We start from the raw sequence: 21,984 nt of genomic DNA, 5'->3' as shown, positions 1-21,984 counted from the left end.
CTCAGTCCGCCGCCGCGCCGGCGGGGTCGGCGTCGCCGCCGGGATACGTCCCGTACCCTTCGACCACCAGCGGGCCGTCGAAGATCAGCACCTCGTTGACCAGGCCGCCCTTCTGATTGCGGTAGTTGATGACCAGGCAGCCGACACCGACGTAGGAATCGATGACCTCGAAGCGCAGGCCGGGGATGCGCCGCAGCCCCTCCGCCCAGTAGGCGCGCAGCGCCGCCTTGCCCCGGATGATCCCGTCGCCGCCGAGGAGCTGCGCCGCGACCGGCGAACGGAACGTCACGTCCTCCGCGAAGTGAGCCAGCAGTGCCTCCAGGTCATGGGCGTTCCACGCCGTCACCCAGCCGTCCACGAACTTCCGTGCCACAACATGATCCATGCGCACGATCATGCCCGGTCCCCTCCGGCGCGGTGACGGCGGCCCCGGGAGACGACCGGCGGTCCCACCGCCCGATCAGCCCTCCTCCTCGTCCCCGGCGCCGACCAGCTCCAGGAACGCCGCGGCCGCGGGGGAGGGCCGGTCGCCCCAGATCAGGTGCTCGGCCCGGGTGGGGGCGTCACGGAGCCGGATGACGCCCAGGTCGGGAAAACGCGGCGCGTACGCGGCCGGCAGCATGCCCACCCCCAGGCCCTGCCGTACCAGATCCACCATGAACTCCGCCGACGACACCTCGAACGGCACCTCGCGCCGCACCCCCGCGGCCGCGAACGCCTCATCCGACTGCACCCGCCCGGCGTGGCCGGCGCGGAAGTCGACGAACGGCTCATCGGCCAGGCCGCGCAAGTCCGCCTCGCCGTGCGCCAGGGGGTGGTCCGGCGCGACCACGGCCACCAGCTCGCCCGTGCCGAGCCTGCGGCTTCGCACCCCCTTCGGCCGCGCGCGGGGCGGCAGGCCGAGGAACGCCACATCCAGGCCGCCCTGCCGGACCTGCTCGACGAGGTTCTCGCTGCCCGCCGAGACGAGCGTGATCCGCACCCGCGGGTGGCGCCGCCGGTAGTCCCGCAACGCGGCCGGCAGGTCGACGGCCGCGACCGTGGGGATGGCGCCGACGGCGAGCCGCCCGCGGATCTCCCCGCTCGCGGCCGCGACGTCGGCCCGCGCCCGCTCGGCGGCCTCCAGGCACGCCCGCGCCCCGGGCAGGAACGCCTCCCCGGCCGACGTCAGCCGCACGCGCCGGCTGGTCCGCTCGAACAGCCGGACGCCCAGCTCCCGCTCCAGGGCGGCGACCTGGTGACTGAGCGCCGACTGCACCACATGGCAGCGCTCGGCCGCCCGGGTGAAATTGCCGATCTCGGCGACCGCGACGACATACCTCAGCTGCTGCAGCTCCACCAACCCATCATGCACCACGATCGATCATGATGAAAATCATGTGCTGGAGTCATCGATGGGGGTTGGCGCAACCTCGACCCCTGACACAGACCCCGCGGAGCATCCCCGCCGCGCCCGGCGAACGCGGCCGCGTCGTGGGCACGGTCATGACGGGCCTGCTGCCCGGTGGCCTGCCGGCCCGCACCGCGGCGGGCACGGTGTCCGAGCTCGGCTGCGCCGCCGGCCCGCCCCTGGCCTCACTCGCCTGGACCCACGCCGGCCGGAGCGGGGTCAGCCTGCTCGGCGGCACCCTGTCGGCCGCGGCCCTCACCCTGTGGGCCCTGGAACGCCTCCAGACCCGGCGCCCGGGTCAGCGCGGCGGGCGGGCCGCCCCGGAGGCGTCACGGTCCTGGTGACCGAGGCGGGCGTCACGGTCGAAGATCCCCAGGATCTCGGCCGGTCCGCCGGCGGCGCCGATGGCGTGCGGAAGCATCGTGGGGAACTCCGCGGCCTGGTCGGCCTCCACCCGGAAACGGCGTTCGCCCAGGAGCAGGATCACGGCGCCGGACAGCACCACGAACCACTCCCGGCCCGGGTGGGCGCGCAGCCGCGACAGGTCCCGCGGCGGCGGGTCCACCAGGCGCTGACGCTGGACGGTGACCCCGGGATCGGCGCGCACCGTCCAGCGCATCAGCCGATGGGCCGCATCACGCACCGGGTTGCTGACGACGTCCTCGCCGGCCGTCTCCACCAGCCGGTCCAGGGAGGTGTCCAGCGCCCGGGCCAGCGTGACGAGCTGGTCCAGGGCGAGGCGCCGCCGCCCGTTCTCGATCCGGCTGATCGTGGAAGGGCTGAGCCGGGCCCGGGCGGCCAGATCGTCCAGGGACCAGCCATGCGACACCCGCAGGGCACGGATCCGTTTGCGCACCAGGCCGTCCAACTCGTCATCGTCTTGCTCCATAGGCAAAACCCTATGCCTCAGACGCAAAGCCCCCCTAGCGTCGTCACCACCGGACCCCACCCCATGAGGTCCGCCGACCACGAGAAAGGGCCACACCCATGACGCCGACGACCACCGGGCACGCAAGCGACGACCTGCCGGACGAGACCGCCGACGCCGTGGTGATCGGCGGCGGCGCCGCCGGACTGAACGGCGCGCTGATGCTCGCCCGCTCCCGCCGCTCGGTCATCGTGATCGACGGCGGCACACCCCGCAACGCGCCCGCCGAGGGCGTGCACGGCCTGCTCGGCCTGGACGGCACCCCGCCGGCGGAGCTGCTGCGCACCGGCCGGGCGGAAGTACGCCGCTACGGCGGACGCGTCACCACCGGCGAGGTGATCTCCGCCGCCCCCGCCTCACCCGCCGGGGGCGACCCCCGGTTCACCGTCACCCTGGCCGGCGGCCGCGTCCTGCACGCACGCCGGCTGCTGATCGCCACCGGCGTGCGGGACCGGCTGCCCGACATCCCCGGCCTGGCCCGGCACTGGGGCGGCGGCGTGGTGCACTGCCCCTACTGCCACGGCTGGGAGGTCCGCGATGAGCCCATCGGCGTCCTGGCCGCCGGCCCGGCCTCCGCCCACCAGGCGCTGCTGTTCCGGCAACTGACCGGCGACCTGGTGTACTTCACCCACGGCACCGACCTGGACGAGCAGACCAGGGCGCGCTTCGCCGCCCGCGACATCACCGTCACAGACACCCCCGTCGCGGAGGTCACCTCCACCGAGGACGGCATCACGGGCGTACGGCTCACCGACGGGCGGCTCGTGCCCCGCCGCGTGATCGCGGTGGCCACCACCCTGCTGGCCCGCACCGACGGCCTGACCGGACTGGGGCTGGCGATGGAGGACCTGCCCCACGGCATGGGCCGCCGCATCGCCACCGGCCCCGCGGGAAGCACCTCCGTGCCGGGCGTGTGGGTGGCGGGCAACGCCACCGACCCGATGGCGCAGGTCGGCGCGTCCGCCGCGGCCGGCGCCCTGGCCGGCGCGCACATCAACGCCGACCTGGCGGCCGCCGACGCCGAAGCGGCCCTGGCCGCCGCCCGCGCCGGCGTCACCGCCGGGTGAGACCCGGCCCCGGCGCGCCGTCGCCCGCGGCCGGGCCTCACCCCCGGGGGGCCGGCGCGTTCGCCCGCCCCCCGGGGGGAGTGAGGCGCTCTCCCCGGGCCGCCTCACCGCTCAGGCGCTCATCGCCCAAGCCCGGCCCGGATCCGCGTCCGCGTCCGCGCCCATGTCCAGCCCCAGCAGCTCCGCCAGCGCCCGCCGCCCGCCGCCGGTGACCCGCAGCGCCCGCCCCGAGCCGATCCGCACGACCCAGCCGCGCTCCAGCAGCGCCGAGCACAACACGGCCCCGGCGGCCCCGGCCAGGTGGTGACGCCGCTCGGTCCAGTCCAGGCACGGCCGGGCCAGCGGCCGCCGCCCGGGAGCGGGCAGCGGCACCGCCAGACGGGTCGCGAACCACTCCAGCCCCTCCTCACTGAGGGCGAACCCGGCGTCCTGGCGCAGCAGGCCCCGCGCGGTCAGCGCGTCGGTGACCGCCACCCCCAGCCGCCCGGCCAGGTGGTCATAACAGGTGCGCGCCTCGGCCATCGCCCGCGCCGCCGCCGAGGCCCGCAACGTCGTCGGCCGCGGCTCACCGCCGGCGTGGGCGGCCAGGTCCTCCACCAGCTGGGCCACCCGGGCATCGGCCAGCCGCAGGTAGCGGTGACGGCCCTGGCGCTCCTCGGTCAGCAGCCCCCCGGCCACCAGCCGCGACAGGTGCTCACTGGCGGTGGAGGCGGCCACCCCGGCGCTTCGGGCCAGCTCCCCGGCGGTCCAGGCCCGCCCGTCCAGCAATGCCAGGCAGAACCTCGCCCGGGTGGGATCGGCGAGCAGAGTGGCCAGCGTGGCCAGCGGAACGGAATCGGTGACGGTCATGGCCTCCATCATGGCCCCACGACGCTTCGGCCGTCACCGAAGGATCCCCTCCACCGCAGCCGCGGAACACCCAGACGCCCGTACCGGCACCAGCGCCCCGGCCGGCGCCGGGGCCTCCGAGATCACCCCGCCCTCCGTCACAGCGGCCCCGGCGGCCATCAGGTCACGACCCACCCGCCGCCCACGGCATCCGGGCGCCGAAGGCCGTCACGGAGTGCGGAACCCCCGGAAGGTCACGGGCCTGCGGGCCTCGAAGCCAAGCCGCTCGTACAGGGCGATCGCGCCGGTGTTCGCCTCGGCCACGTGCAGAAAGGGACGTTCACCGCGCGCCAGGATCCGCGTGACGAGCGCACCGACCAGGCGGGCGGCGTGTCCTCGCCCGCGCGCCTCGGGGGCGGTGCAGACGGCGCTGATCTCGGTCCATCCCGGTGGCCGCAGGCGCTCACCCGCCATCGCCACCAGAGTGCCGTTGTCGCGGACACCGAGATAGGTGCCCAGTTCGCGGGTGCGCGGCCAGAACGGCCCCGGCCGGGTCCGCGCGACGAGGTCCAGCATCTCGGGCACACTGTCGGCACCCAGCTCCACCACACCCCCCGCCGCACCGGCACCGGCCCCGGCAGGAAGGCGACCGGGCCGGCCGCCGCCGGACCAGGTCATCTGGCGGCCTTCGAGGGCGAAGACCGGCTCCCAGTCCGGCGGCGGCGCCGCCGCACCGCTGAACATGTCGGCGAGCCCGCCCCGGCCGAGCAGCCGGGCGAGGTCGGCCCACTCCTGCGGATCCGGATCGGCGGTCACCGCGGAGAAGGTCGCGACCTCCGGCTGGTAGGTGACGGCCTTACCGAGCCGGCGGGCAAGGTGAGCGTGGTGACCGCGCAGTGATGCGCCCACAGGGTCGTCGAGTACGGTGACGTCCCGGCTCGCCATGGTGCTGTGCCTCTCCGTGTCGTACGGGGTCGACGCCGGCCTGCCGGACGGCGATCAGGTCCAGCCGGCCATCCTACGGGCGCGGGGCTGGTCATCGACCAGGCGGGCAGAGCACCCATCGGGCGCCGGAGACGGGGACCGGGCGATCTCGGGCACCGCCACGCCCCGGGCACGTCATGCCCGGGGCGTGGCCGGCCATGTCGCCTCACCCCGTCTCGGCGCGCCGCTCATACCGCGCGCGGGCCAGCCGGTGGGCAGCCGTCAGCAGCTCGCGGACCGCCTCCCCGGTACGCGGGCCCGGGTTGACCACCGCCAGCCAGCCCTGGGGGCCGTAGACGGGATGGGCGATCACGGTGTCGTCGGCGTCGCCCCCGCCGGAGGCCGCCCCGGCCCGGTCCCCGTCCCCGGCGGTGGCCGTCTCGCGGGGCGCGTGCCCGGTCCAGCGGGTGAACGCCTCCCGGCCGGCGGCGACGTTCACCCGGAAGGCGCCCGGCCTCTCCAGGCGGGAGGTCTCGTCACCGGGATAGTTCTTCGTCACGATCGTCGCGAACGGCTGGGTCGTCGCCGGCACGACACCGCCGGGGGAGTAGTAGAAGAACGCATCCCCCCAGGCGAGCTCCGGCGTGCCGTCACCGGGCGCCGGCCGCAGGGTCAGCACGCCGTCGAGGCCGCCCGCGAAACCGATGATCTCATCCATGGTCATGCCTCAAGCGTCACATTAAAGTGCTTGTGGAGACCTTCCAGCGAACCATCAGGGGATTCAGGGTGCCAGGTCGCAAATCACCGGGCATGCGCACCGTCGACGTCGCGCGGCGATCCGGCTACTCCGTCCAGCAGGTGCGCAACCTCGAACGCGACGGCGTGCTGCCGCCGGCGCAGCGCTCGGCCACCGGCCACCGCCGCTACACCGACGCCCACCTGCACTGCGCGCTGGCCTACCGGGCCCTGGCCGCGGGCGTGGGCCCCGGCGAGGCCAAAGAGATCCTCCGGGCCGCCCACCGCCTGCCCGCCTCGCACGTACTGGCTCTGCTGGACGCCGCCCACGCCCGGCTCGACGCCGAACGCACCCGGCTGCGGCAGGCCGAGGAGGCCGCCCGGGCGATCCACGGCGAGCCGATCGGCGACGTGCGCCCCTCCGACGCGATGAGCGTCTCCGAACTGGCCGCCGCCCTCGGCGTGCGCCCCTCGACGCTGCGGCACTGGGACGCCGAAGGCCTCGTCGTGCCCGACCGCGACGGCGTCCGCGGGACCCGGCGATACACCCCCGCCCAGGTGCGCGACGCCAGGATCGTCCACCAGCTGCGCGCCGCCGGCCACCGCGTCGCACCCCTCCGGGACCTCATGCCGCACCTGCGGCACGCCCGCCGCCGGCACGATGTCGCCGCCGCGCTGGCCGCCAGGGACGCCGCCATCACCGCCCGCTCCCGAGCCCTCCTGGACGGCGCAGCCGCCCTCAGCGCCCTGCTCCCACCGGCCGCCCCGTCCCCGCGCGACCCGGCCGGCACCGGCCCCGCCCAGGACCTGCTTCGCCGACCCGCGCCGTAGCCAGGCCATGGCGAGGTTCACGGCGAGGCCGCAGCGAAAATCCACGGAACAGGCCCGGCGGGCGGGGGGCCGGGCCCGCCGCAGCGGCCCACCGGCCGCCCGGCCCGCCAGCCACCGCGCCCGGCCCCCCGCGGCCTGGGCGGAACCCCTCAGGAGAAGGGGAGAGCGTCAGGCGGGCAGCTCGAAGATGTGGTCCAGCGCCGTCACCTGGAACAGATGCTGCAAATACGACGTCAGCGCGACGATCCGCAGGCCCGCCTCCTGCTCGCGGGCAATGTTGTAGACGTTGATCAAAGCGGCCAGGCCGGAGGAGTCGACGAAGTCCAGCCCCGACAGATCCACATCGAGCCGGCTCACCCCGCCGCCCAGCACCTCCTGCGCCGCGGCGACCAGCTCGGCCGCGGTGTCGTAGTCCAGGTCACCGGTGAGCACCAGCAACACGGTGCCCGGCTCGCAGCTTCGCACCTCGGTACGCAGCGGGGTCTTCTCGAGCATCTGGCGTCAGTTCTCCAACTCGCTGTGGCCGCCGCCCGCGGCGGCGATACCGCACTGCAGGATGCGGCGGGCCCGGGGAAAGTCTCGCAGCTCACCATGGAAGAGCCGCAATCCGCCGCTCAGCGCCCGCTGCGGCACCCCCCGCGCCCGCAGCACCCCGGCCGTCCAGGACACGAACTCCGAGAACAGCTCATCGTCGTCGACGTACAGGGCCGCACCCAGGAAGTCCAGGATATGCCCCAGGTCGTCGGCGGTGGCCTCCAGCTGCGCCGGGCTGTAGGACGCCATCGGAGGGAACGCGGCGCCGAGCGCGCCCATCGCCGTCTGCAGCAGCTGCGCCCGCCGCCGCGTCAGATGCGTGTACTCCTCGTCATCCAGGTGGGCCGGCGCCACGGCGGGGGAGGGGAAGGACGGCAGACCCCCCTCGGCCAGCAGATCGGCGGCGGCGTCGGCGCCGGGAGCCCAGGCGTCGGCACCCAGCAGCCGCGCGAACCGGCCGTCACCGCCGAACCCCGCCCCACCGGCCAGCACCGGCACCCCCACCGCCTGACAGGCGCTGATCATGGCGTGCGCCCGCGGCAGCCGCAACGCCAGCGCGCACCCCAGCGCCACCGCGTCCGGCCCCGTCTGGTGCAGATGGGTGATCAGGTGCGGGCCCGGCACCGAGGCGCCCAGGAAGTCGACGTGCCAGCCGCGCAGCCGCAGCACCTCCGCCAGCAGCCGGGTCGGCAACGCGTGGTACTCCCCGTCGGTGCAGGCCACCGTGACGCGCCCCAGGTGGGGGCGGGGCCGCACCCGCGCGACCACGGCCGCCACGGCCCGCTCGCTGACGGCCGTGGCGGCGTGCTCACGCGCCACCGACCAGTCGTTGGCCGCCCACAGCTCACCCACCCGCCGCTGGGCCGGGGCGATGAGGTCCAGCAGCACCCGCTCGGCCGGCACCCCGGCCTCCAGCAGCTCCAGCACCACATCCACCGCGCCGAACTCATCGGCGTGACCGATGCGGTCGAAATAACGCTCACCCGCGGCCCGCAGACCGGGGGAGAGGGCGGCGACGCTCATCGGACCCCTTTCGCTCGTACGGCCAGCAGGGCCCGGTCGTCCTGGACCCGCCCGGCCAGCCATTCGGTGCTCAGCTGCTCCAGCCGCTCCACCACGGCGGAGGCGGGCATGCCCGCGCATCCGGCCAGCGCCGTCTTCAGCCGGGCTCCGCCGTACATCTCCCGGCCCGACGGGCCGCCGAAGGCCTCGGTGATGCCGTCGCTGTAGAACAGGCACACCTCTCCCGGAGCCAGCTCGACGGTGACCGGCTCCAGCGCCACCTCCTTCATCGCCCCCAGCATCGAACCGCGGGAGGCGACCTCCTCGACCGTGCCGTCGGCGCGCAGCACCAGCGGCGGCGGATGCCCGGCCACCGCCAGCTCCAGCCGCACCCCGCCGCCGGCGGCCGTAAGGGAGCCCAGCACCAGCGTGGCGAAGGAGTTGGGCACCGCGGAGGCCAGCAGGCAGCGGTTCAGCAACTCCACCAGCCGCTCCGGCCGGCGCTCCAGCAGCAGCAGCGCCCGCAGCGACTGGCGCACCTGCCCGGCCAGCACCGCCGCCCTCGCCCCCTTGCCGCACACGTCCCCCAGCACCAGCAGCGCCTCACCGTCCGCCGCACCCGCGGCGGCCTCGCCCGCGGGCAGGCAGACGTCGTAGAAGTCACCGCCGACCAGGCTGGTCTGCTGGGCCGCGCGCAGCGACCCGGCCAGCTCCGCCCCCGCCGGCTGCGGCAGCCGCGGCGGCAGCAGCCCGCCGGTCAGGATCGCGTTCGTCTCACCCTGCTCCTGGTACAGCGCCGCCGCCGAGATCGCCGCGCCCGCCCGGGAGGCGAAGACCCGCACCAGCGTCTCGGCCTCCTCATCGAACGGCTCACCGCCGGGGCCGCGGGCCAGGACCAGCGCCCCGGCCGGGACGCCGTTGCCCGGCAGCGGGGTGACCAGCAGGTGGGCGGCGACGCCGAACCCCTCCGGCAGCAGCCACTCCGGCACCTGCGCCGGGTCCAGCCAGCGGCTGGGCACCGGCGGGAAACCGGCCAGCGCCTCGGTCAGGCCCGGCACCTGGGCGACCTCGGCCGGGCCGATGACGCCCTCCTGCAGGACCGGCCGGTCCGGCACCGACCGCAGCCAGGGCGCCTGGCGCCGCGCGGCGGGAGGAAGCACCACCATGGCGGCATCGGCCAGGAACGTGGAGGACAGCTCCACCGCGGCGCGGGCGCAGCGGCGCGGGTTGAGCGAGGAGGCCAGACGCCGCCCGGCCTCCAGCAGGAAGTCGGTGCGCCGCCGCTCGGCCAGCAGCGCCTCGGTGCGGGCGTGCTCGGCGGTGATGTCCCTCAGGTACCAGGCGCGGTGGCGGGTCCCGAACGACTCGCGCCGCACCAGCAGCCGCCGCCCGGCGAAGGCGACCTCACGGCTCTCACCCTCGGGATGGCCGGGATCGAGCAACCCCTCCCCGGCGGAGGCGACGTCCGTGCCCGGCCGCGCGGCCGGCAGCATCCGCGCCGCCGCGGCGTTGCGCGCCACCACCACCTGCCGGGCGTCGCACAACACCACCCCCTCGGCGCAGGCGTCCACGACGGCGCGCAGCAGCGCCTCATCCGGCACCCGCGCCGCGTCGTCCTGGAAACCGCCCGGCGGATCATCGAACAGGCCGGCGCGCAGGCCGCCGTGGGAGCCGCTCCGGACATCACCGGGCAGGCCGGCGGGGGCCGCACCACCTCCGGAGCGGGTGCCCTGGCCGGCGGACCGAGCTGTGGTCATCACCCAGACCTCCGAATCGATCGGTCAAACCACCCTATCCTCCGCACCGGACCGGCGGGCCCTGCGGCCACCGTCCGTCACCGCCGCCGGTCACTTTCCGTCACCGCCACCGGCGGCCCGCCGACCTCCATGGATCTCCTGACCTCCTGTCGGCACGACATTGACTCCACAAAGTGACGTAAACGTGACCGAACTCGGTTGAACCAGGCGGCCGGACCGCGCATCACCTATTAAAGTTTTGAACGCACCTTGCTGCTATGGGGGAGAAAGTTGTGCTAGACGTGGAACGCCGTAGCCTCCGGACACCATTGGCCGCCCTGGCCGTGACGACCGCCGCCCTGCTGGCGACCTCCTGCTCCGGCGGACCGGCGGCGAGCGACCCCGCCGCCGAAGGGCAGAAGGCACCCGCCAAGGACGCGCCCTCCGGAGCCACCATAAAGATCAGCCCGCAACAGGGCAGCGACACCGTCGCCCCGAACAAGAAGATCGTTGTCACCGCCGCCGGCGGCCCCCTCGAACAGGTCACCGCCGAAAGCGACGGCGAACCCATCGAAGGCGCCTTCGACGCCGGACGCACCAAATGGGTGTCGAAGCGGGCACTGAAGCCGTCCACCGCCTACACCGTCTCGGCCCGCGCCGCCGGCGGCACCACCGCGCAAAGCAGCTTCACCACCCGCAAGCCCAAGGTCGAACTGAAGGTCGCCGACGTCACCCCCGCCGTCAAGGGCGAAAAGGTCGGCATCGGCGCCCCCATCATCGTGACCTTCAACAACCCGGTCACCAACAAGGCCGCGGTGGAAAAAGCCCTGCACGTCGAATCCGAGAAACCCTCCCTGGGCGCCTGGCGCTGGACCAGCGACACCACCGTCATCTACCGCACCGCGAAATTCTGGCAACCGCACCAGAAGGTCACCTTCACCGCCAACCTCACCGGCGTCCAGAGCGGCAAGGACGCCTACGGCGTCGAAGACCTGACCAAGACCATCCGGATCGGCGCGGCCCAGACCTCCGTCGTCAACACCCGCACCCACAAGATGGTCGTCAAGCGCGACGGCAAGGTCGTCAAGACCATGCTCATCAGCGCCGGCAACGCCAGCACCCGCGAATACACCACCACCAGCGGCGTCCACCTGACCATGGGCAAGGCCAACCCCGAGCGCATGATCTCCCCGGGCCGCAAGAAAGGCGACCCCGGCTACTACGACCTCATGATCAACCACGCGGTGCGGTTCTCCAACAGCGGCGAATACGTCCACGCCCTCAACAACGTCTGGGCCCAGGGCCGCCAGAACGTCAGCCACGGCTGCATCAACGCCCGCCCCGACCAGGCCAAGTGGTTCTACGACCAGGTCCAGCGCGGAGACGTCATCACCATCACCGGCACCAACCGCGCACTCGAATGGAACAACGGCTGGGGCTTCTGGCAGATGCCGTTCAGCCAGTGGAAGAAGGGCAGCGCCCTGACCGGCACCGACAGCTGACCCCCGCCCCTCCCGCCGAAGCACCCCGCACGCCGGAAGCGGGGGAGAAGGACCGCCCATCGGGGCCCCACGCCGCCGCACCGGCGCCCGGGGCCCCGGCCCTTTCCTGCCGACCCCCGGCGAGCCACCGGAAAGACCACCCCGGCCCCGAGGCCCCGCGCCTCACAGCAGCGGCAACTGCCGATGCCCGGGCAGCGCCAGCGGCAACGGCTGCTCCGGCCGCTCGGCCCCCAGCCCGTACCGGGCCGCCAACTGCAGCACCTGAGCCGTCACCGCCCGCACATACCCCTCCTCGGCGTCCGCGCCCTGGGCGTACAGCTCGCCGTACCGCTCCACCAGCCGCGGATGACGCTCACCCAGCCACGCCAGATACCACTCCCGCGCCCCCCGCGGCAGCCGCAGCACCCGCGGCTCCACACTCACCGCCCCCGCCCCCGCCACCCGCCGCACCGTCGCCGCCAGCTGATCCGCCGAATCGGTCACCAGCGGCAGCACCGGCGCCATCGCCACCCCGCACGCCACCCCCCGCTCACCCAACTCCGCCACCAGCTCCAGCCGCTTCTGCGCACTGGGCGCCCCCGGCTCCGCCCACCGCCGCACCTGCTCATCGACGAACGCGATCGACACCACCACCCCCGCCCCCGGCGCCCCCGCCAGGAGATCGGCGTCCCGCAGCACCAACGGGCTCTTGGTGAACACCGTGAACGGCGCCCCCGCCTCCCGCAACGCCGCCACCACCTGCGGCATCAGCCGGTAGACCTCCTCGGCCCGCTGGTAGCAGTCACCGCCCAGCCCCACACTCACATGCTCGCCGTCCCACCGCGACGCCAGCTCCGCCCGCAGCCGCCGCCCGATGTCCGGCCGCACCACCACCGCCGAGTCGAACCCCGCCCCCGCGTCCAGCCCCAGCCGCCGATGCGCGCCCCGCGCCGCGCAGTACCGGCACCCCAGCTCACACCCCCGATACGGGCTCAGCGACCACGCGCCGCCCGAACGCTCCAGCGCGCTGCGCGCCGGAGCCTCATAACACGTCAGATCCCCAAGGACACGCCGGACGGCGGTGCGCTCGATCCGCGGCCCGCCCCGCGGCGGCTCCTCCAGCAACGCGGGCGCCTCCCATCGCATCCGATCAGTGGAACACGCATTCGACGCCACCCGCAAGTCACCCCCGGACCGCCCGCCCGCGCCCACCCCGCAGGGGCGCGGGCGGGTCTCCGGGGAGGGATCGGATCGTGCCCGGGAGGATCAGGGCCTGACGAGGACCTTGAGGCTCCTGCGATCGGCCATGTCCCGGTAGCCGGCCGGGACACCGCCGAGGCCGGTGACGGCGTCGAAGACCTTCCCCGGTTCGATGACGCCGTCGAGGATGTCGGGCATCAACTCCTCGATGTAGGCGCGAACCGGCGCGGGACCGCCGGCCAGGCGCAGGTTGGGACGGAACAGACTGCCCATGCCGACCCGCCCGCCACGGCGGCGTGGTCGCCACCCGGCCCCACGAAACACACCCCACCAGCCGGCCCGCGCTGAAGCACGCCGGTGACGCCGCTCCAGCGCCCATGGACGGCTTTCAAGACAGACATGCCCGCCCCCGGGACCACGCCCCCGGAACCGATCACCGACACCGCCCTCGCCGCCGGGACGGTAATCGGCTGGCCCACCCCACCGGCCGCCCCCTACGCTGAGCGGATGCTCAACCCCTCCTACCCCCTGCGCACCGACCGCCTCACCCTGCGCCCCTTCACCGAAGACGACCTGCACCCCCTGCACGCCATCCACCGCCTGCCCGAAGTCGCCCGCTACCTGTACGGGGAGGCCCACGACCTGGAACAGACCCGCGCCGCCCTGGCCAAGAAGATCACCTCCGCCGCACTGACCGACGAAGGCCAGGCCCTCTCCCTGGCGGTGCAGCTGACCACCACCGGCGAACTCGTCGGCGACGCCACCCTGTTCTGGCACAGCCGCACCCACCGGAGCGGCGAGATCGGTTACGTCTTCCACCCCGGCCACCACGGCAACGGCTACGCCACCGAAACCGCCCGCGTGCTCCTGCGCCTGGGCTTCGAAGAGCTGGGCCTGCACCGCATCACCGGCCGCCTCGACGGCCGCAACCACGCCTCGGCCCGCGTCCTGGAACGCCTGGGCATGCGCCGCGAAGCCCACCTGGTGGAAAACGAGTTCGTCAAAGGCGAATGGACCGACGAGGTGATCTACGCGATGCTGCGCCGCGAGTGGGACGCCCACCCCCTGACGAAGGGATCACGATGACCATCCTGCACCTGGCCCTGGCCGCCGACTGGGACGCCGCCCGCGAAGCGGGGGAGTACCGCGTCTCCACCCTCGGCCGCACCCTGGAGGAGGAAGGCTTCATCCACGCCTGCGCCGACCACGCCCAGCTGCACGCCGTCGCCCGCCGCTACTACGGTGACGTCACCTACCCCCTGGTGCTGCTGACCATCGACCCCACCGGCCTGGACGTCCGCCTGGAGGTCCCCGACGGCACGCAGGAGGCCTTCCCCCACCTGTACGGGCCGCTGCCGCTCACCGCGGTCGTCTCCGCCACCCCCTACACCCGGCCCTGACCCCGCCTCACGCGCACAGCGTCCGCTGGATGCGCCGCGCCGCGAACGCCAGACCCGCCACCGCCATCACCACCAGATACCCCGCATGCCCCACAAGGCCCCAGCCGACCTGCCCGATCGCCAGGCCCCGCACCAGCTCCACCGCGTGGAACAGCGGCGTCGCCACCACCACGGCCTCCATCACCGCCGGATAGTCCGACACCGGGGAGAACGTCCCGGAGAACAAGAACAGCGCGAACTGCCCCGTGCCGAGCAGATCGAAATCCTGCCAGCCCCGCATCAGCGTGCTGAGCGCCATCCCGACCCCGCCGAACGCCAAGGCCACCAGCATCGCCGCCGGGAACGCCGCCAGCGCCCACCACCCGCCGGTCAGCCCCATCGCCACCATCACCACCAAGAACGCCCCCGTGTAGACGCCGCTGCGCACCAGCGCCCACGCCAGCTCACCCACCGCGATCTCCACCGGCCGCACCGGCGTCGCCAGGATCGCCTCGAACGTCTTGGCGTACCTCATCTTGAAGAAGAAGTTGAACGTGGTCTCCGCCAGCGCCCCCGACATCGCCGAGACCGCCAGCATCGCCGGGGCGACGAACGCCGCGTAGTCCACCACGCGCCCGCCGCCCACCTCCAGCCGCCCCACCAGGGCGCCCACCCCCACGCCGATCGACAGCAGATACAGCACCGGCTCGAAGAACCCGGAGACCACGACCAGCCAGTACGCCGGACCCGAGCGCAGCGCCCCGACGTTGCGGCCCATCACCGCCCCGACACGGACCGGGGAGAGCCGCGCCGCCACCATCGCAGAAACCATGACGTCCTTCCAGGCCCCTCGTCAGTCCCGCAGCCGCCGGCCGAACGCCGACACCGCCCACGCCGTACCCGCCGCGGCCCACACCAGCAGACACGCCACATGCGCCCACACCGGCCACGCCGGAAAGACCCCCAGCGTCGCCGCCCGGCTCAGCTCCACCCCGTGCCACAGCGGCGAAAGACACGCCAGGACCCGCGCCGGCCCCGGCAGCTGCTCCACGGGGAAGAACACCCCCGAGAACAACGCCGAGGGGATCATCACGAACCGGAACAGCAGCGCGAAGTAGCTGTCGTGCTCCACCGTCGCGGCGAACGCCGTCACCGGCGCCGCAGCCGCCAGCCCCACCAGCGCCACCACCGCCAGGCTCAGCACCGCCCACGGCGAGCGCAACGCGCCGAACAGCGCCGTCACCCCCAGGAACACCGCCGCCGCGACCACCACCCGCAGCAGGATGTACACAAGACGCCCGGCCACCATCTCACCGACCCGCACCGGCGCGGCGTACATCGCGTGGTAGGAACGCACCCACTTGAAGTCGCCCATCACCGCGTACGTCGACTCACCGATCGCCGTCTGGAACGCCGTCGAGGCCAGCACCCCCGGCGTGATCCACGCCAGATACCCCACCCCGCCGATCTCACCGACGTATCCGCCCACGCCCAGCCCGATACCGGCCAGAAACAGCACCGGCAGCACGAAGGAGGAGAACACCGACCCCCGCCACAGCCGCCGGTACATCACCAGGTGCCGCTCCAGCACCGCCGCCGTCGCACCCATCGCCCCTCACTCCACCAGCGTCCGGCCGGTCAGCTGCAGGAACACATCCTCCAGCGTCGAGCGCCGCACCAGCACCCCCGACGGCGCAAGGCCCCGCCGGTGCACCTCCGCCACCGCGTCGTCCCCGTCGTCGACGTACAGAAGCACCCGATCGGGCAGCGCCTCAGCGCGGCCCACCCCGGCCAGCTTCCCGGCGTGGTCGCCCTCCTCGGCGAAGCGCAGCTCCACCACCTCCGGCGTGCAGTGCGCCGCGATCAGCGACCGGGGCGAACCCTCGGCGACGATCCGCCCGCCGTCCATCACCACCAGCCGGTCGCACAACTGCTCGGCCTCGTCCATGTAGTGCGTCGTCAGCACCAGCGTCACCCCGCGCCGCCGCAGCTGGAACAGCCGCTCCCACAGCAGGTGACGCGCCTGCGGGTCCAGCCCGGTCGTCGGCTCGTCCAGCAGCACCAGCGCGGGGTCGCCCACCATCGCCCGCGCGATCGTCAGGCGCCGCTTCATACCGCCCGACAACGGCTCGACCTGGCTTGCGGCCCGGTCCCGCAACTGGGCGAAGTCCAGCAGCTCATCGGCGCGGAGACGCGCCTCCGCCCGCGACAAACCGAAATAACGGGCATAAGTCGTCAAGTTCTCACGCACCGTCAAATCCGGATCCAAATTGTCCAGCTGAGGACACACCCCCAACCGCCCCCGGATCCGCACCCCGTCCCGCACCGGATCCATCCCGAAAATCCGCAGCTCACCCGACGACGGCATCGACACACACCCGATCATCCGCATCGTCGACGACTTCCCCGCCCCGTTGGGACCCAGGAAACCGAACGCCTCACCCGGCGCCACATCCAGATCGATCCCATCGACCGCGGTGAAATCCCCGAAACGTTTGACCAGCCCGCGCGCGTGAATAAGAGACTGCACAGCCACAAACCCGGACCGTAACAGAGCCCCACGACAAAACCGAAAGGATTAAACCCCCACCCCGGCCACCCACCTGCAAAACCGGCCCCCACCCCCACCCCCTTGAAAACCCCCGCCCCCAACCGACCCACCCGCAAAGGACACCCATGTCGGATCCGCTGCTCATCCTGGCCGTGACGATCCTGGCCGCCATCATCGCCATCGCCCTCATCATCTGGGCCGTCCGCATCGCCCAGCGCCCCCGCAACGCCCTGCTGCACGGCGGACTCAGCCCCGAACTCCTCACCCGAGCCCTCGAACTCAAAGCCACCGACCAGTTCGACCAGGCCGTCTTCCTCGTCCGCGGCGAAACCGGCCTCAGCCACCGCGCCGCCACCCGCCTGGTCAGGAAACTCCGCCCCGCACCCCCCGCACCCCCCACCCTCTGACGCACCCGCCACACCCCGGCAGGACAGGACACAGGCCAGGGGCGGGGGAGCGGAACACCGCACCCCGGCCCGGCTCACCCCCCGCCGCCCGCCCCACAAGGCAGGACGCGGGGGAGGGGACAGGCCCGCACCCCTCCACCGCCGCCCCGGCCGCCCTACGACTCCCGCCGCTCCCCATCGGCATCGACCAGCCGCTCCAGCACCCCGTACGCCGGATTACCCCGCGCCGCCCGCCGCACCTCACGCGCCGTGGAAGCCACATACGCCTGACCCGTCACGATCGAGGCATGCCCCAGCAACTCCATCAACTCATGCGCCGAAGCCCCCCGCTCGGCCAGCCGCGTGGCGAACTCATGCCGCAACGCATGCACCAGCGTCCCCCGCTGCACCCGATCATGCACCCCCGCATACCGGTAGCACTGCCGCACCAGATACTGCAGCCCACCCCGCCGCAACGCCTCATTGCGATTGTCCACCAGCAACGGCGCCGACCGGGGGAGCGCGGCCAGCCCGAAACGCCGCATCCGGCTGTCCAGGTACCGCTCGATCAGCAACTCCACCGGCGCCTCGATCGGCAGCGAACGCGTCCGCCCGCCCTTGCCCACCACCTGCACCCGCCGATCCCCGGCCGAACCACCCACCGACCCCAGCGTCAACCCCAAAAGCTCCGCCGACCGCATCCCCGTCACCAGCGCCAGCGCCAGCACCACCAGATCCCGCTCCACCCACGGATCCCGAGCCTTACGCGCCCCCGCCGCGATCCGCTCCAGCAGCATCCCCGACGCATCCCCATCACCCAGCAACGGCTTGGGCGCCTTGGCCGGCTGCCGCGGCCGGGGGACCGCCGCCATCGGATTGCCCTCCACCAGCCCCTCGGCCACGCAGAACGTCAGAAACTGGTTCCAGGCACTCCAGGCCCGGTTCACACTCGCCGCCGACCGCGGCCCGGCGAACTCGGCGAACGCCGTCCGCACCAGCCGCCCCGACAGACCACCCACCTCGAGCTCGCCCGGCGCGCACCCCGCCTGAGCGGCCGCCAGCTCCGCCACCGCACGCAGATCCCGGGCGTACCCGGCGACCGTGTGCGCCGACAGCTTCTTGACCCGCAACGCGAACAAGAACTCCTCGGCCGCCTCACGCACGCTCATCGGCCCGCCCGCCTCACCGGCGCCCATCACACACCTCCCGCCCCATGACAGGGGACCACCCGCAAATGATGCATAAGTGCGATTATGCATCAAATACACCGGCAACCACAGCCGACACCCCGGAACAGGCCCACCACGAACACCCGCCGGCGCACCACGCACCATCCACGCCGACGTCGAGACCGAGACCGAGACCGAGACCGAGACCGAGAAGAACACAACACGCGAGGCCGAGGCACGACGACCGGAGCGGCGACCGTACAAAAGACGCATCGCACGGAAGACCCGTCCCGCGCCTCCCGCACCGCCGCACCGGGCGGGACCGAACGCCGCCGGGCGCCGGGAACGGCCGGGCGCGCCGGCACCCGGCCCCGGACGGGCCCCGTACCGGCCACCGCGCGGACCGCACCCGCCGCCGACCCCGCGTCGCCATTCGCCCAGCCGCTGATCCCACCGGTGTCGGGATCGGGTGCGCCCGACCTCAGGCGCCCGGCCTCAGGCGCCCGGCCTGACCGTCAGGCGCGAAACGATCATCGGACGCGGGGCGAGCGCCTCCCGTCACGAGCCCGTTCCCGCCCCGCCGGCCGCCGCCGGGCCGCACCCTCCGGTCCCCTCGCCACCGCGGCCGGCCTTCCGGCGCCCGACACACCATTAAAACGGACATAAGATCTTATACCGGACAGAAGCTGAATTCTGTCTGGTATAAGATCCACCGTTCTGCCCATGTCCGTGATCACTGCCATTGGCCCCCCGTCCCCATCGCGCCGACACGGTCCCAGCAGACCTGGCGCCAGACCTGCGGTTTTCCCAGCAGGCCTGACACAAGACCGGTGGTTCTCCCCTGCCGATCTTTGCGTGATGTCCCGTCCCGCTGAATCCGAGGCAGCCTCATCGATCATGAGGCATCCTGTCGGACGGTGCCGGATGTGCGCGCCTTGTCGGCCGTATGTCACGGTTTATCGACGGCGGCCACCGTCAGCGCGACCGTGACACGACCATGACACGGCGCGGACGAGGCGGGGACACGGCCGGCCGACAGTGGATGGGTTCGACCGGCGAGCGAGTTACGGGGGGCGTGCTGTGAAACTCGGCGGCGTGTCGCGAGTGTTGTTGATCGAGGATGACCCGGCCGTGCGTGAGGGCCTTGAGCTGGCCCTGAGTCGGCATGGGCACCGGGTGCGCGCGGTGGAGTCCGGTGAGCAGGGGCTGGAGCGGCTGCGTGCGGACCTCCCCGATGTCGTCGTGCTCGATCTGATGTTGCCTGGCATGGACGGGTTCGAGGTCTGCCGCCGTATCCGGGCCGCCGGTGAGGTACCGATCATCATGCTGACCGCGCGCGGCGACGACATGGACGTGGTGGCCGGGTTGGAAGCGGGCGCCGACGACTACGTGGTCAAGCCGGTGCAGCCCAGGGTGCTCGAGGCGCGCATCCGCGCGGTGCTCCGGCGGATCGGCCGGGACCAGGCCGAGCTGGAGCGGCACGGGGACCTGACCATCGACCGGGCCGCGCTGACGGTCTCCCGCCGCGGCGTGCCGGTGGGCCTCGCCCCGACCGAGCTGCGCCTGCTGCTCGAGCTGTCCGGCACGCCGGGCCGGGTGCACAGCCGCCAGCAGCTGCTGGAGTCGGTGTGGGAGCACGACTACTTCGGCGACTCGCGTCTGGTGGACGCGTGCGTGCAACGGTTGCGCGCGAAGATCGAGGACGACTCGGCGGCGCCCGTCTACGTGCAGACGGTGCGTGGGTTCGGGTACCGGTTCGGGCCGGTGTGAACCGCCGGTGACGCCTCAGCCGAGCCTGGGGCTGCGTGCCCGGCTGCTGTCCGCCTTCGCGCTGCTGTGTGTGGTCACCGCGGCGGCGGTGGCCGGCGGCATCTACGTCCAGGCCCGCAGCGCCATCCTGCAGCGGACCCAGGACGCCGCGGTGAAGGCGACGACCAGCCGCCTGCAGGCGCTCTACCCGCTGCGGAGCGCGACGCCGGGACCGGAGGAGCTCGGTGGGATCGCCGCGGCCGCGGCCGACCAGGGCATGCTCGCGGTCGCCGTCTACCGCGGGACGCACTCGCCGTTCCCGCCGGGCCCTCCCCCGCCTCCGAGACGGGAGGGTCCGGGCCTGAACACGGCGGTCCTGAACCTTGAGGTGATTCCCGAGCAGTTGCGGCGGGTGGTGGCCGGCGGCGACACCGCGTGGCAACGCGTGGTGTGGCAGGACACCCCCTTCCTGCTCATCGGCATGCCGCTGCTGATCACCGAGAGGGGCCGGACGACGCGGATGTCCGGCATCGAGGTCTACGTCGCGCGCAATCTGCTTCCCGAGCAGCAGAGCATCGACGAGCTCGCCACACGTGCCTGGCTCATCGGCGGGGCGGCTCTGGCGTTCGCGGTCATCCTGGCGTCGCTGGCCGCCCGTGGCGTGCTGCGTCCGGTGCGTGAGCTCGGCCGGGCGGCGCGTCTGCTGGGCGAGGGCGAGCTGCGGGCCAGGGTCGCGGTCCGCGGCTCCGATGAGCTGGCGGAGGTGGCGCGCACGTTCAACGACACCGCCGCGGAGCTGGAACGGCACGTCAGGCAGCTGCGCGAGATGGAGGCCGAGGCCCGCCGGTTCGTGGCCGACGTGTCCCACGAGCTGCGCACCCCGCTGGCCGCGCTCACCGCGGTCGCCGACGTCCTGGACGAGGAGGCGGCCCGGCTGCCCGAGCCCGCCGGCCGGGCAGCCAGGCTGGTCAGCCAGGAGACGCTCAACCTCACCGTTCTGGTGAACGACCTCATCGAGATCAGCAGGTTCGACTCCGGTGTCGCGGCCCTCGCGCTGAACGAGGTCGACGTGGCCGAGCTGGTACGCGCGACCCTGCGCGTCCGGGGCTGGTCGCAGCAGGTGAGCGCCGACCTTCCCGCCGCGGTGACGGCGCGGCTGGACCCGCGCCGGGTGGACGTCGTCCTCGCCAACCTCGTCGGCAACGCTCTGCGGCACGGCGAGCCACCGGTGTCGATACGGCTGCGCGCCGACCCGCACCGGATCTCCCTGGAGGTCCGTGACCACGGGCCGGGGCTGGACGAGGCGGTGCTGCCGCATGTGTTCGACCGGTTCTACAAGGCCAGCGCGGCAAGGGCCAGGTCCGAGGGCAGCGGCCTGGGCCTGGCCATAGCGCGGGAGAACGCGCGCCTGCACCGAGGCGACCTCACCGTCGCCAACGCCCCGGACGGCGGCGCCGTCTTCACGCTGTATCTGCCGCGCCGGGCACACGAACCGGACGGAGGCTCCGAGTGAGGACCGGACCCGCCCGCCGCGTGCTCGCCGCGGGCCTCGTGTCGCTGGTCGCCGTGACCGGCTGCGGCGTGCAGCCCAGCGACGCCATCCCCGCCGGTGACCCGCCGAGCGGGCCCGTCGCACCGACCATCGCACAGGCCATGAAGTTCACCATCTACCTGGTGAAGAACGGCCGGCTCCGCGCGGTGACGCGGACCGGTCTCCGGCTGCCCCAGGCGGACACGCTCGCGTTGCTGGCCGCCGGACCCACCCCGACGGAACAGACGCGCGGGTTCACCACCGACGTCCCGCCCGGAGCCGTCCCCTTCTCGGTGACCGTCGGGCCTTCCGGCGTCGTGGCGGTGAACCCGTCCATCCCGGCCCGTGAGCTGTCCGCACTGGCCATCGCGCAGATCGTGTGCACGGCCGCCGCCACGATGCCGGAAGGCCCCGGCCGGGTCACCGTCGTCGGCGCCGGGCGGGGCGCCGACCCCCGCGGCTGCCCGGGGTGACGGCGGCGACCCGGCCTCCGCTCCGGGTGGATCGCCGTGGTGCCGGAAAGATCGAGCGGAACGTGCGGCCGGCGGCGACCGCGACGAGGG

The 21,984-nt window shown here is 73.5% G+C and carries 25 protein-coding genes; 10 read left to right on the top strand and 15 right to left on the bottom strand.

Features of this window, described 5'->3' with window-relative positions; all coding sequences use genetic code 11:
- Position 1: 1 nt before the first annotated feature.
- Positions 2-385 carry a nuclear transport factor 2 family protein gene (locus tag ACQP10_RS17230; protein ID WP_346021715.1) on the bottom strand — a complete coding sequence of 128 codons (384 nt, stop codon included), beginning with the start codon at positions 383-385 and terminating at the stop codon, positions 2-4.
- A gap of 75 nt (positions 386-460) precedes the next feature.
- A complete protein-coding gene (locus ACQP10_RS17225; RefSeq protein WP_433541717.1) occupies positions 461-1,339 on the bottom strand; it encodes a LysR family transcriptional regulator in 879 nt (292 codons plus the stop codon).
- Between the two features lie 38 nt (positions 1,340-1,377).
- Between ACQP10_RS17225 and ACQP10_RS17220 the strand changes: the two genes are divergently transcribed.
- Complete coding sequence (locus tag ACQP10_RS17220) at positions 1,378-1,734, top strand: hypothetical protein (protein ID WP_399500658.1); 357 nt, start codon at positions 1,378-1,380, stop codon at positions 1,732-1,734.
- Here ACQP10_RS17220 and ACQP10_RS17215 read toward each other — a convergent pair.
- Positions 1,689-2,279, bottom strand: a complete 591-nt coding sequence (locus ACQP10_RS17215; RefSeq protein WP_390001661.1) for a helix-turn-helix domain-containing protein — start codon at positions 2,277-2,279, stop codon at positions 1,689-1,691. The two genes, ACQP10_RS17220 and ACQP10_RS17215, sit on opposite strands and share 46 nt — an antisense overlap.
- A 98-nt stretch (positions 2,280-2,377) precedes the next feature.
- Here ACQP10_RS17215 and ACQP10_RS17210 point away from each other — a divergent pair, with 98 nt between their 5' ends.
- The gene (locus ACQP10_RS17210; protein WP_346021719.1) at positions 2,378-3,385 is read left to right on the top strand and encodes an NAD(P)/FAD-dependent oxidoreductase; all 1,008 of its coding nucleotides are present in this window, start codon (positions 2,378-2,380) and stop codon (positions 3,383-3,385) included.
- Between the two features lie 111 nt (positions 3,386-3,496).
- Here the strand turns inward: ACQP10_RS17210 and ACQP10_RS17205 are convergent, their stop codons facing one another.
- The 3 genes from ACQP10_RS17205 to ACQP10_RS17195 all read right to left on the bottom strand — a co-directional run bounded on the left by ACQP10_RS17205 (position 3,497) and on the right by ACQP10_RS17195 (position 5,861).
- Positions 3,497-4,234: an ArsR/SmtB family transcription factor gene (locus ACQP10_RS17205; RefSeq protein ID WP_433541716.1), complete on the bottom strand. Its 738-nt coding sequence runs from the start codon at positions 4,232-4,234 to the stop codon at positions 3,497-3,499.
- A gap of 207 nt (positions 4,235-4,441) precedes the next feature.
- Positions 4,442-5,158, bottom strand: a complete 717-nt coding sequence (locus ACQP10_RS17200) for a GNAT family N-acetyltransferase (RefSeq protein ID WP_399500655.1) — start codon at positions 5,156-5,158, stop codon at positions 4,442-4,444.
- Positions 5,159-5,363: 205 nt separating this feature from the next.
- The gene (locus tag ACQP10_RS17195; protein WP_346021722.1) at positions 5,364-5,861 is read right to left on the bottom strand and encodes a DUF6194 family protein; all 498 of its coding nucleotides are present in this window, start codon (positions 5,859-5,861) and stop codon (positions 5,364-5,366) included.
- Positions 5,862-5,947: 86 nt separating this feature from the next.
- On the opposite strand from ACQP10_RS17195, the gene ACQP10_RS17190 reads away from it, so the two are divergent.
- Positions 5,948-6,703: a MerR family transcriptional regulator gene (locus ACQP10_RS17190; protein WP_346021723.1), complete on the top strand. Its 756-nt coding sequence runs from the start codon at positions 5,948-5,950 to the stop codon at positions 6,701-6,703.
- Positions 6,704-6,871: 168 nt separating this feature from the next.
- On the opposite strand, the gene ACQP10_RS17185 is transcribed toward ACQP10_RS17190, so the two are convergent.
- Genes ACQP10_RS17185 through ACQP10_RS17175 form a run of 3 tightly spaced genes read right to left on the bottom strand, consistent with a single transcriptional unit; the run spans position 6,872 to position 9,996 of the window.
- Positions 6,872-7,198 carry an STAS domain-containing protein gene (locus ACQP10_RS17185; RefSeq protein WP_346021724.1) on the bottom strand — a complete coding sequence of 109 codons (327 nt, stop codon included), beginning with the start codon at positions 7,196-7,198 and terminating at the stop codon, positions 6,872-6,874.
- 6 nt (positions 7,199-7,204) lie between these two features.
- Positions 7,205-8,260 (bottom strand): cobalamin B12-binding domain-containing protein, encoded by a 1,056-nt coding sequence (locus ACQP10_RS17180; RefSeq protein ID WP_346021725.1) that lies wholly within the window; start codon positions 8,258-8,260, stop codon positions 7,205-7,207.
- The gene (locus ACQP10_RS17175) at positions 8,257-9,996 is read right to left on the bottom strand and encodes a PP2C family protein-serine/threonine phosphatase (protein ID WP_346019746.1); all 1,740 of its coding nucleotides are present in this window, start codon (positions 9,994-9,996) and stop codon (positions 8,257-8,259) included. Before ACQP10_RS17175 ends, ACQP10_RS17180 begins: the two co-directional genes overlap by 4 nt.
- Before the next feature lie 308 nt (positions 9,997-10,304).
- Between ACQP10_RS17175 and ACQP10_RS17170 the strand changes: the two genes are divergently transcribed.
- Complete coding sequence (locus ACQP10_RS17170; RefSeq protein ID WP_346019747.1) at positions 10,305-11,477, top strand: L,D-transpeptidase; 1,173 nt, start codon at positions 10,305-10,307, stop codon at positions 11,475-11,477.
- A gap of 162 nt (positions 11,478-11,639) precedes the next feature.
- On the opposite strand, the gene ACQP10_RS17165 is transcribed toward ACQP10_RS17170, so the two are convergent.
- The gene (locus ACQP10_RS17165) at positions 11,640-12,602 is read right to left on the bottom strand and encodes a radical SAM protein (RefSeq protein ID WP_346019748.1); all 963 of its coding nucleotides are present in this window, start codon (positions 12,600-12,602) and stop codon (positions 11,640-11,642) included.
- Between the two features lie 120 nt (positions 12,603-12,722).
- A complete protein-coding gene (locus tag ACQP10_RS17160) occupies positions 12,723-12,929 on the bottom strand; it encodes a hypothetical protein (RefSeq protein WP_346019749.1) in 207 nt (68 codons plus the stop codon).
- Positions 12,930-13,055: 126 nt separating this feature from the next.
- On the opposite strand from ACQP10_RS17160, the gene ACQP10_RS17155 reads away from it, so the two are divergent.
- The gene (locus ACQP10_RS17155; protein WP_433541715.1) at positions 13,056-13,742 is read left to right on the top strand and encodes a GNAT family N-acetyltransferase; all 687 of its coding nucleotides are present in this window, start codon (positions 13,056-13,058) and stop codon (positions 13,740-13,742) included.
- Entirely contained in the window at positions 13,739-14,056 is a 318-nt protein-coding gene (locus ACQP10_RS17150; protein WP_433541714.1) for a DUF952 domain-containing protein, read from the top strand. The genes ACQP10_RS17155 and ACQP10_RS17150 overlap by 4 nt, the downstream gene beginning before the upstream one ends.
- Before the next feature lie 7 nt (positions 14,057-14,063).
- Here ACQP10_RS17150 and ACQP10_RS17145 read toward each other — a convergent pair whose 3' ends face one another.
- From ACQP10_RS17145 to ACQP10_RS17135, 3 genes are read right to left on the bottom strand one after another with little or no spacing between them, the layout of a single operon-like run.
- Positions 14,064-14,867, bottom strand: a complete 804-nt coding sequence (locus tag ACQP10_RS17145; protein ID WP_346019752.1) for an ABC transporter permease — start codon at positions 14,865-14,867, stop codon at positions 14,064-14,066.
- A 21-nt stretch (positions 14,868-14,888) separates the two neighbouring features.
- Positions 14,889-15,644 (bottom strand): ABC transporter permease, encoded by a 756-nt coding sequence (locus tag ACQP10_RS17140; protein ID WP_346019753.1) that lies wholly within the window; start codon positions 15,642-15,644, stop codon positions 14,889-14,891.
- A 6-nt stretch (positions 15,645-15,650) separates the two neighbouring features.
- On the bottom strand, positions 15,651-16,565 hold the full coding sequence (locus ACQP10_RS17135) for an ABC transporter ATP-binding protein (protein WP_179826215.1): 915 nt from the start codon (positions 16,563-16,565) through the stop codon (positions 15,651-15,653).
- A 146-nt stretch (positions 16,566-16,711) separates the two neighbouring features.
- Here ACQP10_RS17135 and ACQP10_RS17130 point away from each other — a divergent pair, with 146 nt between their 5' ends.
- Positions 16,712-16,993 (top strand): hypothetical protein, encoded by a 282-nt coding sequence (locus ACQP10_RS17130; RefSeq protein WP_386148766.1) that lies wholly within the window; start codon positions 16,712-16,714, stop codon positions 16,991-16,993.
- Positions 16,994-17,148: 155 nt separating this feature from the next.
- Here the strand turns inward: ACQP10_RS17130 and ACQP10_RS17125 are convergent, their stop codons facing one another.
- Positions 17,149-18,168: a tyrosine-type recombinase/integrase gene (locus ACQP10_RS17125; protein WP_346019754.1), complete on the bottom strand. Its 1,020-nt coding sequence runs from the start codon at positions 18,166-18,168 to the stop codon at positions 17,149-17,151.
- Positions 18,169-19,236: 1,068 nt separating this feature from the next.
- On the opposite strand from ACQP10_RS17125, the gene ACQP10_RS17120 reads away from it, so the two are divergent.
- The 3 genes from ACQP10_RS17120 to ACQP10_RS17110 are packed head-to-tail and all read left to right on the top strand — an operon-like array spanning position 19,237 to position 21,894.
- Positions 19,237-19,911: a response regulator transcription factor gene (locus tag ACQP10_RS17120; RefSeq protein ID WP_179823676.1), complete on the top strand. Its 675-nt coding sequence runs from the start codon at positions 19,237-19,239 to the stop codon at positions 19,909-19,911.
- Between the two features lie 7 nt (positions 19,912-19,918).
- Entirely contained in the window at positions 19,919-21,403 is a 1,485-nt protein-coding gene (locus tag ACQP10_RS17115; protein ID WP_433541713.1) for an ATP-binding protein, read from the top strand.
- Positions 21,400-21,894 (top strand): hypothetical protein, encoded by a 495-nt coding sequence (locus ACQP10_RS17110; protein ID WP_346019756.1) that lies wholly within the window; start codon positions 21,400-21,402, stop codon positions 21,892-21,894. The genes ACQP10_RS17115 and ACQP10_RS17110 overlap by 4 nt, the downstream gene beginning before the upstream one ends.
- Positions 21,895-21,984 lie beyond the last annotated feature (90 nt).

This window comes from Streptosporangium sandarakinum (assembly GCF_050942225.1).
GTDB classification, from domain to species: Bacteria; Actinomycetota; Actinomycetes; order Streptosporangiales; family Streptosporangiaceae; genus Streptosporangium; species Streptosporangium nondiastaticum.
The sequence above is the reverse complement of the archived record's forward strand: the minus strand, read 5'-3'. Positions and strand labels throughout refer to the sequence as shown.

Excerpts from the sequence above, each read along its gene's own strand:
- ACQP10_RS17230 (WP_346021715.1), bottom strand. The coding sequence starts at position 385 with ATGGATCATGTTGTGGCACGGAAGTTCGTGGACGGCTGGGTGACGGCG.
- ACQP10_RS17220 (WP_399500658.1), top strand. The coding sequence starts at position 1,378 with ATGTGCTGGAGTCATCGATGGGGGTTGGCGCAACCTCGACCCCTGACA.
- ACQP10_RS17215 (WP_390001661.1), bottom strand. The coding sequence starts at position 2,279 with ATGGAGCAAGACGATGACGAGTTGGACGGCCTGGTGCGCAAACGGATC.
- ACQP10_RS17210 (WP_346021719.1), top strand. The coding sequence starts at position 2,378 with ATGACGCCGACGACCACCGGGCACGCAAGCGACGACCTGCCGGACGAG.
- ACQP10_RS17205 (WP_433541716.1), bottom strand. The coding sequence starts at position 4,234 with ATGACCGTCACCGATTCCGTTCCGCTGGCCACGCTGGCCACTCTGCTC.
- ACQP10_RS17200 (WP_399500655.1), bottom strand. The coding sequence starts at position 5,158 with ATGGCGAGCCGGGACGTCACCGTACTCGACGACCCTGTGGGCGCATCA.
- ACQP10_RS17195 (WP_346021722.1), bottom strand. The coding sequence starts at position 5,861 with ATGACCATGGATGAGATCATCGGTTTCGCGGGCGGCCTCGACGGCGTG.
- ACQP10_RS17190 (WP_346021723.1), top strand. The coding sequence starts at position 5,948 with ATGCGCACCGTCGACGTCGCGCGGCGATCCGGCTACTCCGTCCAGCAG.
- ACQP10_RS17185 (WP_346021724.1), bottom strand. The coding sequence starts at position 7,198 with ATGCTCGAGAAGACCCCGCTGCGTACCGAGGTGCGAAGCTGCGAGCCG.
- ACQP10_RS17180 (WP_346021725.1), bottom strand. The coding sequence starts at position 8,260 with ATGAGCGTCGCCGCCCTCTCCCCCGGTCTGCGGGCCGCGGGTGAGCGT.
- ACQP10_RS17175 (WP_346019746.1), bottom strand. The coding sequence starts at position 9,996 with ATGACCACAGCTCGGTCCGCCGGCCAGGGCACCCGCTCCGGAGGTGGT.
- ACQP10_RS17165 (WP_346019748.1), bottom strand. The coding sequence starts at position 12,602 with ATGCGATGGGAGGCGCCCGCGTTGCTGGAGGAGCCGCCGCGGGGCGGG.
- ACQP10_RS17160 (WP_346019749.1), bottom strand. The coding sequence starts at position 12,929 with ATGGGCAGTCTGTTCCGTCCCAACCTGCGCCTGGCCGGCGGTCCCGCG.
- ACQP10_RS17155 (WP_433541715.1), top strand. The coding sequence starts at position 13,056 with ATGCCCGCCCCCGGGACCACGCCCCCGGAACCGATCACCGACACCGCC.
- ACQP10_RS17150 (WP_433541714.1), top strand. The coding sequence starts at position 13,739 with ATGACCATCCTGCACCTGGCCCTGGCCGCCGACTGGGACGCCGCCCGC.
- ACQP10_RS17145 (WP_346019752.1), bottom strand. The coding sequence starts at position 14,867 with ATGGTTTCTGCGATGGTGGCGGCGCGGCTCTCCCCGGTCCGTGTCGGG.
- ACQP10_RS17140 (WP_346019753.1), bottom strand. The coding sequence starts at position 15,644 with ATGGGTGCGACGGCGGCGGTGCTGGAGCGGCACCTGGTGATGTACCGG.
- ACQP10_RS17130 (WP_386148766.1), top strand. The coding sequence starts at position 16,712 with ATGTCGGATCCGCTGCTCATCCTGGCCGTGACGATCCTGGCCGCCATC.
- ACQP10_RS17125 (WP_346019754.1), bottom strand. The coding sequence starts at position 18,168 with ATGGGCGCCGGTGAGGCGGGCGGGCCGATGAGCGTGCGTGAGGCGGCC.